Annotated in this window: 12 protein-coding genes; 1 reads left to right on the plus strand and 11 read right to left on the minus strand. The window is 39.4% G+C overall.

Features of this window, described 5'->3' with window-relative positions:
• Positions 1-155 precede the first annotated feature (155 nt).
• From DYD17_RS07555 to DYD17_RS07595, 9 genes are all read right to left on the minus strand, one after another.
• A complete protein-coding gene (locus DYD17_RS07555) occupies positions 156-851 on the minus strand; it encodes a TMEM164-related integral membrane acyltransferase (RefSeq protein ID WP_115252985.1) in 696 nt (231 codons plus the stop codon).
• 103 nt (positions 852-954) lie between these two features.
• Complete coding sequence (locus tag DYD17_RS07560) at positions 955-2322, minus strand: UDP-N-acetylmuramoyl-tripeptide--D-alanyl-D-alanine ligase (protein ID WP_115252986.1); 1368 nt, start codon at positions 2320-2322, stop codon at positions 955-957.
• 205 nt (positions 2323-2527) lie between these two features.
• A complete protein-coding gene (locus DYD17_RS07565) occupies positions 2528-3574 on the minus strand; it encodes a D-alanine--D-alanine ligase (RefSeq protein WP_003051595.1) in 1047 nt (348 codons plus the stop codon).
• A 171-nt stretch (positions 3575-3745) separates the two neighbouring features.
• The gene (recR, locus tag DYD17_RS07570) at positions 3746-4342 is read right to left on the minus strand and encodes a recombination mediator RecR (RefSeq protein WP_003051598.1); all 597 of its coding nucleotides are present in this window, start codon (positions 4340-4342) and stop codon (positions 3746-3748) included.
• 11 nt (positions 4343-4353) lie between these two features.
• On the minus strand, positions 4354-6408 hold the full coding sequence (gene pbp2b, locus DYD17_RS07575; RefSeq protein ID WP_115252987.1) for a penicillin-binding protein PBP2B: 2055 nt from the start codon (positions 6406-6408) through the stop codon (positions 4354-4356).
• A gap of 106 nt (positions 6409-6514) precedes the next feature.
• Positions 6515-7285 (minus strand): formate/nitrite transporter family protein, encoded by a 771-nt coding sequence (locus DYD17_RS07580; protein WP_003051604.1) that lies wholly within the window; start codon positions 7283-7285, stop codon positions 6515-6517.
• 126 nt (positions 7286-7411) lie between these two features.
• Positions 7412-7954: a hypothetical protein gene (locus DYD17_RS07585; protein ID WP_003051607.1), complete on the minus strand. Its 543-nt coding sequence runs from the start codon at positions 7952-7954 to the stop codon at positions 7412-7414.
• A 101-nt stretch (positions 7955-8055) separates the two neighbouring features.
• The gene (locus DYD17_RS07590) at positions 8056-8577 is read right to left on the minus strand and encodes a transcription repressor NadR (RefSeq protein ID WP_003051609.1); all 522 of its coding nucleotides are present in this window, start codon (positions 8575-8577) and stop codon (positions 8056-8058) included.
• Between the two features lie 109 nt (positions 8578-8686).
• Positions 8687-9382, minus strand: a complete 696-nt coding sequence (locus tag DYD17_RS07595) for a phosphoglycerate mutase (protein WP_003051611.1) — start codon at positions 9380-9382, stop codon at positions 8687-8689.
• Between the two features lie 239 nt (positions 9383-9621).
• Between DYD17_RS07595 and DYD17_RS07600 the strand changes: the two genes are divergently transcribed.
• Positions 9622-10557 carry a dihydroorotate oxidase gene (locus tag DYD17_RS07600; RefSeq protein WP_115252988.1) on the plus strand — a complete coding sequence of 312 codons (936 nt, stop codon included), beginning with the start codon at positions 9622-9624 and terminating at the stop codon, positions 10555-10557.
• Between the two features lie 57 nt (positions 10558-10614).
• Here the strand turns inward: DYD17_RS07600 and DYD17_RS10985 are convergent, their stop codons facing one another.
• Together DYD17_RS10985 and DYD17_RS07605 are read right to left on the minus strand one after the other, a co-directional pair.
• Positions 10615-10788, minus strand: coding sequence for a hypothetical protein (locus DYD17_RS10985; protein WP_003051617.1), 174 nt, complete (start codon positions 10786-10788; stop codon positions 10615-10617).
• A 70-nt stretch (positions 10789-10858) separates the two neighbouring features.
• Complete coding sequence (locus DYD17_RS07605) at positions 10859-12721, minus strand: heavy metal translocating P-type ATPase (RefSeq protein WP_003051620.1); 1863 nt, start codon at positions 12719-12721, stop codon at positions 10859-10861.
• Positions 12722-12762 lie beyond the last annotated feature (41 nt).

The raw sequence follows: 12762 nt of genomic DNA on the forward strand, positions 1-12762 counted from the left end.
GTCTTCTCCATATACGATTAGCCTCTAAAGTTTTTCATAACTGGTATTATAACTTATCTTGAACTATCAATGAGTATCTTTTCTAAAAAAATCGAGCCTGGAAATAATCCCAGACCCTTCTTATTATAGCTGATTTTAAGTGCTTTTTCAACGGCTTACTTTTCCTTAGAATAAACAAGTTCTAGTTGCTGTGATTCTCCAAGTTTCACATAGGACCATTCTATCAATTTAACCATCCCAGTCAATCCCCCAGTCACAATCACAAAGTTTAGCAATAAATGATGAGTATGGATAACAGGAATATCTGTTACAAAGCCATAATTGCCCTTAGTCAGCAGACTGACAGTAAGGAGAAGGAAATTAACAGTTGCAAAATAGCGTAATACTAGAACGGGCTTTAATTGACTTGGATTGTAAAAACGCAAGAGATAAATCAACCCATTAACCAAGAGAGCATAATGACCTAAGTAGAATGCCACATTCGCCACGTGCCATAGCTTGAAAGGATAGAGGTCTGGTGATAAAAGTGCCAAGAAAGTCCCGCCTATCCCCAAAATCATAAACAATTGTTTAAAACTGTTACGATCCGGTAGGAAAAAGACTGCCAGCATGGCAATACGGCAATGATACAAAGGCAAGGCTTCATTTAAAGGAAAACCTCTTAGGGCATACCAAGTGTATAAACCAATCAACTGTGATAACTGTAATCCCAAGAAAAAATAGCGATAAGGTTTTGATTGATAAGCTTGAAGCGTCAAAAAGACAAGCAATGGTGCTATCAAAAGTGATGACACATAAAAAATAAGTGAGGTGTGAGGTAACCCAATCGGGTCAATTGCAAAAAAATCCATAACCATCTCTTTCTACGTTTTTTCATTATACCTTAATCTTTATGAGAGAACAAGCCCTTCTCTGTGCTTTTTCTAAAAAGCAAGGCTAAGGTAAGTCTTCACTTTAATTTTCAACTAAACGATTGACCAATTTAGCCAGCCCCATTGAGTTACTCCCTTTTAAAAGGATTTGGTCAGAGGGGGCAAGTAATTGTTGCACTTGTCTTACCATGTCTTCAAACTGATCTGCTTGCTGATTTTTTCGGAAGAACTGAACATGTCCTTCAGGATAAAACTCATGTGCTAATTGGGCTAACTCTTGAATATCATCACCATAAAAAACAAGTTGGTCAATGCGATCAGGTGACAATTGTTTGATTAACTGCGAGTGTAGGGCAACAGAATCTGGTCCTAATTCTTTCATGTCAGCTAGCACTGCAATCTTTTTTCCACCGGGGTTCTTTGCAATGTTAGCAAAGGTTTCTAAAATCAGACGCATGGCTGTCGGATTGGCATTGTAAACATCTGATAAGATGTCAGCACCATTAGCAGCTTTTTTCCATTCTGTACGATTAGCAGTGAGTTGAACAGACTCTAACGCCTCGATAATATCCTCATCTGCTACTGCCAACAATTTGCCAACATAGGCTGCTACCATAGCATTGGTCGCGTTGTATTTTCCTGGTAGAGGTAGGGACACAGGTGTTGCTAACACATTTGTTGTAAACGTTAAGCTATCTTTTTCTTCTCGAATATCAGTAACATTCAATTCTTGGTGGTCTCCAAATCGAATGACCATCTGGTTTTCTGGAAGATAAGGATCGATAATCGAATCACCTGGGGCAATTAAAATGCCATTTGAATCCATTCCATCAACAATTTGCATTTTCCCTTGAGCAATCTTGTCACGTGACCCAAAATATTCTAAATGGGCTTCGCCTACCAGAGTTAAAACAGCAATACGGGGTCTTGCAATTTCAGAAAGAAGATGAATATCTCCCATGTGGTCTTGTCCCATCTCAAGAACAATTTTTTCAGTATCTTCAGGCATGTGGAGAACGGTGTAGGGTAATCCGATCTCATTATTGTAATTTCCCTGCGTTTTATAAGTTTTATAAGTTGTTGATAGGACTGCGCTGATCATATCTTTGGTAGAGGTTTTCCCATTTGAACCTGTCACGGCTATCACATCCACGCGCATCTTATCAATGTAATACTGGGCTAACGTTTGAAAAGCTTTTAGACAATCGTTAACAAGAAGATGGGGTTTACCTGGCAAGTCTTTTTCTGAGAAAGTAGCAACTGCTCCATTTTCGAAAGCTAAATCAATAAAATCATGGCCATCTCTCTCGCCTTTAAGGGGTAAAAAAAGATCTCCTTCTGTAATCTTACGGCTATCAAACTCAATCTGATTCAGAGGGACGTCGTCCAGATCAGATACATTATTTTGGGCATCAACAATTTTAGCCACTTCATGTAAGGTTAGTTTCATCTTGTTTTCCTTCTAAGAACACTTGTTTTTACAATTTCCTTTCTATTATAGCATAAAATATTAGAAAATTTTCTAAAATGTCCAAGTCCTTTTGCCGCCCTGCTATTCTTTCTAAAAACCTCAAAAAGGATGGGGTTCGGAAAACATCTTGGCGATGTTCCACGTCCCATCCTAATAATCAAGTCAGTCCAGTGATGTAGAAGCCTTAAATAAGGTGACTTTCGCGCTGATCAAACATTTCTTGCGCTAATGTGACCAATTCCTCTATCAAATCAGAATAAGCCAATCCCATATTTTCCCATAAAAGGGGATACATAGACCATTGAGTAAAGCCTGGCATAGTGTTTAGTTCGTTAAGGTAAATCTGTCCATCTTGACTTAAGAAAAAGTCACAACGAGACAAGCCACAGCCTCCCAAAGCTTTAAAGGCAGACTCCGCATAAGTGCGCATCTTAGTCATCGTATCCTGATTAATTTCGGCAGGAATAGCCATGGTAATTTTGTTATCGATGTATTTAGCCTTATAGTCGTAAAAATCAACATCCTTAACGACTTCGCCAGGTAAGGTCGACTTGACTTCTGTATTGCCAAGAAGGCCAACTTCGATTTCTCTTGCAACCACACCTTGTTCAATTAAGACGCGGCTATCATAGGTCAGTGCTAATTGAATAGCCTCTTTTAATTCCTCTTTTGTTTGGGCTTTAGAAATACCTACTGAAGAGCCCATATTAGCTGGCTTCACAAAAATAGGAAAGGCTAAGGTAGCTAGCGTCTCTGTCAAACAAGCTTCTAAGTCCTGCCCATCAATATAAACAGTATAAGCCACCTGAGGAATACCTGCCGACTCTAAGACACGTTTTGTGGTGATCTTATCCATAGCCACACTGGATGAGAGGATGTTAGTCCCTACATAAGGCATTCGTAACACTTCCAAAAAACCTTGAATAGAGCCGTCTTCTCCCATAGGTCCATGTAAAAGTGGAAAAACAACGGCATCTTCTTCATAGATATCGCTTGGCTTGATCTGCTGCTCATACTGAATCGTACTATTGGTCATCAAGCGTTCTGTGGCTGCTGGCTTTTCTGAAAATTCTTGGGTTTTGATGAATTGGCCTGTCTGACTGATAAAATAAGTTTTCACCAAAAACTTATCATAGTTAACTGCTCGCATCACACTCTCTGCTGAAAGCACTGAGACTTCACGTTCTGCTGATCGGCCTCCGTATAATAGAACTAACGTTTGTTTAGACATAGCTAACCTTTCCTAACTGAATTAAATGTCTCCTTATTATAGCAAAAAGAAGGAGGCTTTTCAAAATCTTCTGATAATAGTTATCTCTGCTGAAGTTACTTGAGATAACCTTTAAAACCTCTTGACCTCTTGAGGGTTTCACAAATCAAAAATCCCTTTTTCTGCCACCACTTAAAGTTCTGTGCGGTTTTCAATAGCTCTTAACAAGGTGACTTCATCTGCGTATTCAATATCTGACCCCACTGCGAGCCCTCTTGCTAAGCGGGTAACTTTGATTCCTGCTGGTTTCAAGACCCGTGAAATATACATAGATGTTGCTTCGCCATCAGCGGTGGCATTGGTCGCTACGATAACTTCAGTCACTTTACCGTCCATTAAACGGGTAATTAAACTTTTTAGATTGATATCATCCGGACCAACACCATTCATCGGTGAAATTAAACCATGCAGCACATGGTAATAACCATGATACTCTTGAATTTTTTCCATAGCAGAAACATCTTTAGCATCTTCCACTACAAGAATCGTTGTCTGGTCACGACTTGTATCTGTGCAGATAGAACAGGGATCATCATCTGTCAGGTTCCCACAAATAGAACAATAGGTTAATTCTCTTTTAGCTGCCAATAAATTTTTGGCAAAGTCATTGACATCCTCGTCAGACATTCCAATTGTGTAAAAGGCAAGCCTGGTTGCCGTTTTAACCCCAATTCCTGGGAGCTTGGAATAACTTTCGATTAATTTTGCAATAGGGGTTGGGTAAAGCACTCAATTCTCCTTTATTGGTTTCCATACATTGTCATATATAGTGTCATCATTTCTTTAGCAATTAATTGCTGTGCCTTAGCCAGTGAATTGGTCGCATGTGGATACATCACTGCAACAGCGATGTCAGCGTCATCACTTGGCCCATAGGCTACAACATTTAAATTGTAAGTTGCTAAAGGTTGCCCTGTTTTATCCTTAACGTAGGTTTCAGCTGTTCCTGTTTTAGCGCTGATACTAATTGGTCCACCTGATAATTCTCGACCTGTGGCATAACCACTGCCACTATTCACCACCTGATAAAAACCATCTTGAATAATCGCCAATTGGTCTCCTGATAAATGAACTTTGTTCAGTAAGCTGGTTTCAATTGCCTGACTTAACTGCCCTGGTCCTTGGCTACCATCATCTTGGTAAATGCCCTCAACAATATGTGGGGCAACCCGATTACCACCATTAGCAATAGTGGCTACATATTGCGCTAACTGCATTGTCGTGTAGTTGTCAAACTGACCAAAAGATTCGCTCAGAACATTTGAAATGGTGTAATTGTCCGTTAAGTAGCCTCTAGATTCTCCAGGCAAATCAATTCCTGTTGGCACACCCATGCCAAATTCCGCGTAGGCCTTTCGCAACGCTGACATGGTTTCTGACATTCCAGAACCTGTTAAAGACATGCCCGGATAATACTCTTGGCCCATCATTTTCAGGGCCAACTTTACCATATAGGTATTTGAAGAGTATTCTAAGGCTTGGCTAGCAGTGATTGGCAACTGTCCTGCTGTAAACCAAGAATTAATAGGTTTAGAATCTCCAAATTGAATCGATTGGTCCGTAATAACCTCGTTTCCCTCAATGGCTCCTGTCTGCCAACCTGCTGCCAGAGTAGCTCCTTTAACAACAGAACCTGGGGTAAACACGTCGGTAATAGTTCCCAAAGCATCACTATCCACTTGACCTGTCTCCTTGTTATGAGATAAGCCTGACATAGCTAAAACTGCTCCTGTTTTTGGATTCAGCGCAACAGCATAGATTCCTTCAGAATAATCCGCTTGACCACTGGCCATTTCAGCCTCATAATACCGCCTTATGATGTCATCTACGCCTTGCTGATAGTCCAAAGGAATCGTTAGTCTGATATTTTTACCTGGCTCTCCTTTATCAAGTTGCTGTTCAGAGAGGATTTTGCCTGCCTTATTAGTTTTGATTTCTTTAATCACGTGATTCCCTTGAAGAACGGATTCGTATTGTTTTTCAAGGTAGGAAGTCCCCACACGATCATTCATAGCATACCCTTTTTTGAGGTACTGATTAACTTCTTCTTTAGGAAGACCAGCTTCCTCACTAGATACTTTTCCTATAAGGGCTGTTAAGCTTGTATTGGCAACCTGTCGTTCCCAATCAGTCCCAACAGCAATACCTGGTAATGTTGTTTGATTAGCCCGAATATTTTTAATAGTCTCTTCATTTAAGGGATTGGTTCTTAAATTAACCGTTGTAAAAACAGCCGCTCCATTCATTTGATTAAAAATGGCAATGGTTTTCAAGTCCTCATCTGAGTAATGAAGGTCACTTTCTTTTACAGAAGCAACAGCATTGGCATAAATCGTCACTTCCGTTAAGCGATTGCCAAACCGGTCTAGAACAGCCTTTTTAGGAAGTCTCTTAACAATTTTGGCATACACATCTGGATCAGCCAAATAAAAATCTTTTTTAGCTCGGCTTGTCACGCTAGCTTCTGGGTACGAAACATAACTTGCCAGATGCTTAGCTAGAACTTTCAGTTCGTTAGCACTGGCTTTTGGACTTCTGGTGTAAGTAACCACATCTTTTATGGCATTTGAGACAAGGGGTTTGCCACTAAAATCAAAAATTTTTCCACGAGGTTGAGACACTTTAACCTTATAAACGGTAGAAGATTTTAGCTTACTCACGTAAAAAGAGGTCGTGTAAATTTGCATGTAGGCCAACCGTAAAATCAGTCCGACAAATAATAAGACAATAATCAAAAAAAGGAGATGAAGTCGTCTCGGAATACTTGCTTTATTTTTAGTAATGAGTGATGCCATTGTGTTCTTCTACTCCTCCTTTTTAAACTTCGCTTCTTATTTTATCACAAATTATAAAAAGAAGACCGGGAATAAAGTCTTCCCAGTCTAAAAATTTTATCTGAACTTATGCTTTCTCAGGATGATAGTAAGCTTTGAAATAAAAGAGACTCACAAAAATAGCTCCACCAATAATATTACCGGCATAGACAAAGGTAAAGTTAAGGATAAAGTCCAACCAAGTTGCTCCACCTTCAAAAATTGCTGCTGGAATGACAAAAGCGTTTGCCACACTATGCTGAAAACCAAGTGCTACAAAGGTCATGACAGGAAACCAAGTACCAAGGAGTTTACCCGTAGCATCACTTGCGCCATAACACAACCATAAAGCAAGACCCACAAACCAGTTGCAACCAATCCCTGATACAACGGCTTGTAAAGGTGTTGCGGCTATCTTAGCATGAGCTACTTCTATCACTTCTTCTTTAAAAATTCCTGCCGAGGTCAATCCTAGAAAATGCCCAAAAACAAAGGCTACAAATACCGCACCAATAACATTAAATAAGGTAATGATGAGCCAGTTGTTTATTAAGTCCTTGGCTTTAATCTTTTTGGCGAAAAAAGCCGCTGAAACAGCCATCATGTTTCCTGTAATTAATTCTCCACCAGCCATCAAGATAATAATCAATCCAATTGGAAATGCACAGGCCCCCAGAACACTCGAGAAAGCTCCAAATGTCTCTAAACCACTAGCAGCAATCCTAACGTAGAGCAAGTAGCCTAAACTAATCATTGCGCCTCCAATAAAGCCTAAAATAGACTTGGCAAGAAATGGCTTACTAATCTTATGCTCTCCAATATGAATCGTTGATGCTAAAATCTGTTCTGGTGTTTTCATGACATCTCCTTTTGTTATCGTATTCACAAATGCACTTTTTAGTATATCAATTTTTTAAAAAAATGCAAGCCCTTCCATAGTGAAAGGGCTAGTTTTATAGATGGAGGAGCCATCAAGACTACCTAGCTAAGGTTTTGCAATGGATAAGTCTAATTCAGCAGCTAAAAATCTCCAAAGAACTAAAGCAAGATAAAAGTCTACCATGCCATGAATCAGAGAGCCCACACCAATCAGGCCAAACATTGACCAAAAATAGGATAAAGAGGTTGCAGTTGTTGCTGTCATAGCATAGACAACCACAAATTCAGTCAATCCATGAATAACATTGACTAAAAAGGCAAACCAAAAGGTTTTGAGTGGAGATTTAATCGTTTGAGGGGATTTGCTCAACCACCAAGCTGCCAAGACAGCAAACAAAAGATGCGAAAAAGCTCTCAAGACAATAATAAGGGGAAAGCCAGCCAATAAAAAACCTAGCCCCGTTCCAAGGGCTACAAAAAGAGCCACAGTAACAGATATGAAAACAGCTAGAAATAAGGGAACATGACTAGCCAGCGTGAAAGAGGCTGGGCCGATAATCAGCTTAAGAGGCATAATCATTGGAATTAAAATAGCAAAAGCAACTAAGATCGAAACATAGGCAATTAATTGTGTTGGTTTTTTAGTCATTATATCTCCTTTTAAGAGATAGTATAGCGCATTGATTTACAAGTGTCAAGACACCTATAAAACAATGCGCTGTTCCGATTCCTATTTATTCTTTGGACTCTCTACCGACCAGTATATAGAATGCCCGCTGCTTCTAAATCTTGGGACATTGCTTCAAAAGATTCTTGACTCGGACAGGAAATCAAATGGCTGTGCAACCCTTCTGTCAAAGATGATAGCAATTCAGCATTAGAGTGGTTTAGTTTTTTCATAAAGTTAGTCACATCAGACTGACTTTTTATATTCAAGGGGGCTGTAATCATGCCATAAATAGGATGTTCTACTTCAACAGTAGTAATAATTCCCTGATGCGCTAAAATGATTTGCAATTCTTTTTCTGTCTCTGCCAAACCGTGTTGACAGACAATGCGGGCACAAAATTGGTGACTAAACAGAGCTGTTGACATAATATAGCCTTTAGGAGTTGAAATGATATCAATTTGTTGGGCACGAAGTAAGGCAACATCTCCAACAATGACTTGGCGACTAACACCTAGCAACTTAGCCAAATAAGTAGCGGACAAGGCCTCTTGTTCGCCAGTTAAGTACTCAATAATTTTTTGACGACGTTCTTCTGCTTTCATAATCTATCCTTTTTTTCAAGTTAGTTCTATCATACCACATTTTTCAGAAGAAACTCCTGTCTCTCATAAGTAAGACAAGAAAAAACCAGACCAAAGTCTGGTTTCACAATTATTCACCACCGAGGTAGTATTCTTTAACAATGTTAAGTTTTTCATCCAATTCGAAAACAAGGGGTGGGAAGTTTGGAATTTCCACATCCATGATTTCGTCATCTGAAAGACCTTTAATGTGTTTAACAAGAGCGCGGATTGAGTTACCGTGTGCACCAACAAAGACGTTTTTGCCGTCAAGAAGAGCTGGAGCAATTTTTTCTTCCCAGTAAGGCATTGCGCGTTCAAGGGTTACTTTTAAGTTTTCAGCATCTGGGATAAGAGCTGGATCAAGATCAGCATAACGACGATCATTGTGTGCTGAATACTCGTCATTTTTATCCATAGCTGGTGGTAAAACATCGTATGAACGACGCCAAATGTGAACTTGCTCATCACCAAATTGTTCAGCAGCTTCTGCTTTGTTTTTACCAGTTAAAGCACCATAGTGACGCTCGTTCAAACGCCATGATTTTTCAGTTGGTACCCATAATTGACCAGCATTTTCAAGAGCAAGGTTAGTTGTTTTAATAGCACGTGTTAATACAGAAGTGAATGCAAGGTCAAATTCGATGCCTGCTTCTTTGATCAATTTACCAGCATCAATTGCTTGTTGTGTTCCTTTTTCTGAAAGATCAACGTCTGCCCAACCAGTGAAGAGGTTAGCTTTGTTCCATTCTGACTCACCGTGGCGAGCGAAAACCAATTTTACCATTAGTTAATATCTCCTTTTAATTTAAAGGTTGCTACCTTTTTACAACTTCTATTTTACAAGAAATAGGGTAAAAAAGCTAGTCAATTCCTTCTTTTATTGAAAATCCTATTGTGAATATCATGAAAACATTCATTGTTCGGAAATTGATTAATAAAAAGGATTTTTTTCAAAAAACATCTTGCTATTATTCACATCCGGTGGTAGAATAGAAAAAATTTGTCTAAAATATGGAGGAAATAATGGTTTCTACTGCTACACAAATTGGTCATTTCTATTTCGATAACTGTTTGATGAATGCTGCTGGCGTTTACTGCATGACAAAAGAAGAGCTTATGGGGGTTGAAAAGTCTCAAGCCGCTTCCTTTGTCACCAAAACAGGGACGCTCGAAGCTCGTCAAGGGAATCCTGAACCCCGCTATGCCGATACTAGTCTCGGTTCTATCAATTCGATGGGACTCCCCAATAATGGTTTTCGCTACTACTTAGACTTTGTCAGTGATCTTGCCAAAACCGGACAACATAAACCTCATTTTCTCTCCGTTGTCGGGCTATCTCCTACTGAAACCGAAACCATTTTAAAAGCCATCATGGCTTCAGATTATGAGGGTCTAGTGGAACTAAACCTTTCTTGCCCGAACGTTCCAGGGAAACCACAGATTGCTTATGATTTTGAAACCACTGATCAACTTCTAGAGAGCATCTTTACCTATTACACTAAACCTCTTGGTATCAAATTACCTCCTTATTTTGACATTGTGCATTTTGACCAAGCGGCTGCTATTTTCAATAAATACCCCCTTTCCTTTGTTAACTGTGTCAATTCTATCGGAAATGGTCTAGTACTTGAGGATGAACAAGTCCTCATCAAACCTAAAAATGGCTTTGGTGGCATTGGTGGAGATTATATTAAACCTACTGCTCTTGCCAATGTCCATGCGTTTTACAAACGCTTAAAACCTTCTATCCACATTATTGGTACAGGGGGAGTTAAAACAGGACGCGATGCCTTTGAACATATTCTTTGTGGCGCCAGTATGGTTCAAATTGGCACGGCTCTTCATCAAGAAGGACCGGCTATCTTTGAGCGGGTGACCAAGGAATTAAAAACGATTATGGCAGAAAAAGGCTACCAACGTTTAGCAGATTTTCGTGGGAAATTAGGCTACAGGGATTAATCTTAATAGTCAAAAAAGCTTGGAGAGTTGTACTTTGTACACTTTCCAAGCTTCTTTTTAAAATGGAAATTTTTTTGAAGGGACGGCGTCATTTTCTTGGGCCTGTTTTTGCTGGTCAGTGGATTCAACTTTCCTTTTTTGCTTACGCTCAAATCGTTGATATGAATAGAAAAACAAGATGATTTTGATTATTGAAAATATAGCTAAGCCAATAGTAATAATAGTAAACATAGAATGGTTTTCTCTTTCCTCAATCTCACTATTATTATAAACACTTTCACGTCTTCAAGCAAGTTTCCTGCTACTTATAAGAAAGTAACCGCAAGCTATTCAAAATTACTAAGATTGTTGATCCTTCATGCCCAACTACCCCAAGAGGTAAGTTCACCACTTGAAAAACATTAGCGAAAATCAATAGAGTGATAACAGACAACGCAAACACAATATTTTGTTTGACAATGGTTTTCATTTTGCGTGACAATTGAATCGAAAAAGGAATACGAGTCAAGTCATCCATAATCACACTATCTGCACTTTCCATAGCGATATCTGTTCCTGATCCAATAGCATAAGAAACATCCGCCTGAGCAAGGGCAGGAGCATCATTGATACCATCTCCTACCATGGCCACAAAGCCATATTTTGCTTTGAGTTCTGTTAGTTTTGCGACCTTATCTTGAGGCATACAATTAGCAACAAATTCGTCAATACCAAGCTTTTGGGCAACATAATTAGCAGTTCGTTCTTGGTCCCCTGTTAACATGACCGTCTTGATTCCCATAGCATGAAGAGCTTCAATGGCACGTTTTGACTCTAATTTGATGTCATCTAACAAAGCGTAGTAGGCTACTAGTTGGTTGTCGCGAGAAACAAAGATAAGAGTTTTCCCTTGACTTTCTTCTACCTGAATCGTTTCTTCAAAAGCAGAAAGATCTGGCACCATCTCTAAAATAAAGGATTTCTTCCCAATGCGCCATTCTTGACCTTGATAGAATCCTTGGAATCCTTTCCCAGAAATCTCGTCTAATTGGTCAAAATTCAGTGCTTCTACTGTTTCAGTGTGTTCAAGCAGGGCTTTAGAAATAGGATGGGTACTGGCAGATTCGGCTCCTTTTACCAGTCTATTCACAAGTAATTCATCTGTTAAATAATGCGCAGCTACGACAGATGGTTTGCCTTGAGTTAGGGTTCCTGTTTTATCCATCACGACAGCCTGAATATCTCCCATATTATCTACGATGTCACCGCCCTTGATAATCAATCCCTTTCTGGCTGCACGAGAAATCGCTGAGAGACTAGCAGGTGTTGAACTAGCAATCAAAGCACATGGAGAGGCGACTGTCAATAGAATCATCCCTCGGTAAAAAGCATCCAACCAGGTCCAAGCAAGAACAAAATGACTAAAGAGAATAAAGGCAGGGACAAGGACAAGGACAAATTTAACATAGCTATCTTCTAAACTCTCAATAAAGGTAGCTGTTTTACTCTTTTGACCTTGGGCAGATTCTACCAAGCTTACAATCTTAGCAAAAAGAGTATTGTCATTCTCAACAGTAACCAACATATCGATCGTTTGCCCTTGGTTAATGGTTCCTCCAATAAGTTCTTGACCTTTTGTCTTATCAACAGTAATCGGCTCACCAGTAACCATAGACTCGTCAAACTGACCAAAAGTACTCAAGAGTTCCCCGTCAATTGGAACAGCTTCGCCTTTACGAACCTGCAAACGATCTCCAATAGTCAAAAGCTTGGTCTCAACGTCTACAATACTACCATCTTCTTGATAACGACGTGCTGTATCTGGCGTTAAAGACATTAAGGCAGAAATAGCATCTTTACTTTTTTCCATGGCCATTTCTTCAAGGGTATTAGATAAAGAAAAGATAAAAATCAGCAGAGCGCCTTCCAACCAGTAGCCAATGATTCCAGCACCGATAGCAGCTAAAATCATCAGAACATCTACTGACAAATGTTTATGTTGTACCAAATCCAATAAGCCAGCTTTTGCAGATTCATAACCTCCAATTAAGAAAGCCAAAATAAAAATGGCAGAGGCAACATGTGGAAATGGTCCAAGAAAGGCTAAGCCAATGATGATCAATACCAGACAGGCTAAAGTCTCCATAAGATGAAGATGATCTATGATCCATGCTTTGATTGTCATTTTAGTTTCCCTCACAATTAAAAATTCTCTCAATCTTTAAG

This window comes from Streptococcus dysgalactiae subsp. dysgalactiae, assembly GCF_900459225.1.
In the GTDB taxonomy this organism is placed as follows: Bacteria; Bacillota; Bacilli; order Lactobacillales; family Streptococcaceae; genus Streptococcus; species Streptococcus dysgalactiae.

Excerpts from the sequence above, each read along its gene's own strand:
- DYD17_RS07555 (WP_115252985.1), bottom strand. The coding sequence starts at position 851 with ATGGATTTTTTTGCAATTGACCCGATTGGGTTACCTCACACCTCACTT.
- DYD17_RS07560 (WP_115252986.1), bottom strand. The coding sequence starts at position 2,322 with ATGAAACTAACCTTACATGAAGTGGCTAAAATTGTTGATGCCCAAAAT.
- DYD17_RS07565 (WP_003051595.1), bottom strand. The coding sequence starts at position 3,574 with ATGTCTAAACAAACGTTAGTTCTATTATACGGAGGCCGATCAGCAGAA.
- pbp2b (WP_115252987.1), bottom strand. The coding sequence starts at position 6,408 with ATGGCATCACTCATTACTAAAAATAAAGCAAGTATTCCGAGACGACTT.
- DYD17_RS07580 (WP_003051604.1), bottom strand. The coding sequence starts at position 7,285 with ATGAAAACACCAGAACAGATTTTAGCATCAACGATTCATATTGGAGAG.
- DYD17_RS07585 (WP_003051607.1), bottom strand. The coding sequence starts at position 7,954 with ATGACTAAAAAACCAACACAATTAATTGCCTATGTTTCGATCTTAGTT.
- DYD17_RS07590 (WP_003051609.1), bottom strand. The coding sequence starts at position 8,577 with ATGAAAGCAGAAGAACGTCGTCAAAAAATTATTGAGTACTTAACTGGC.
- DYD17_RS07595 (WP_003051611.1), bottom strand. The coding sequence starts at position 9,382 with ATGGTAAAATTGGTTTTCGCTCGCCACGGTGAGTCAGAATGGAACAAA.
- DYD17_RS07600 (WP_115252988.1), top strand. The coding sequence starts at position 9,622 with ATGGTTTCTACTGCTACACAAATTGGTCATTTCTATTTCGATAACTGT.
- DYD17_RS10985 (WP_003051617.1), bottom strand. The coding sequence starts at position 10,788 with ATGTTTACTATTATTACTATTGGCTTAGCTATATTTTCAATAATCAAA.
- DYD17_RS07605 (WP_003051620.1), bottom strand. The coding sequence starts at position 12,721 with ATGACAATCAAAGCATGGATCATAGATCATCTTCATCTTATGGAGACT.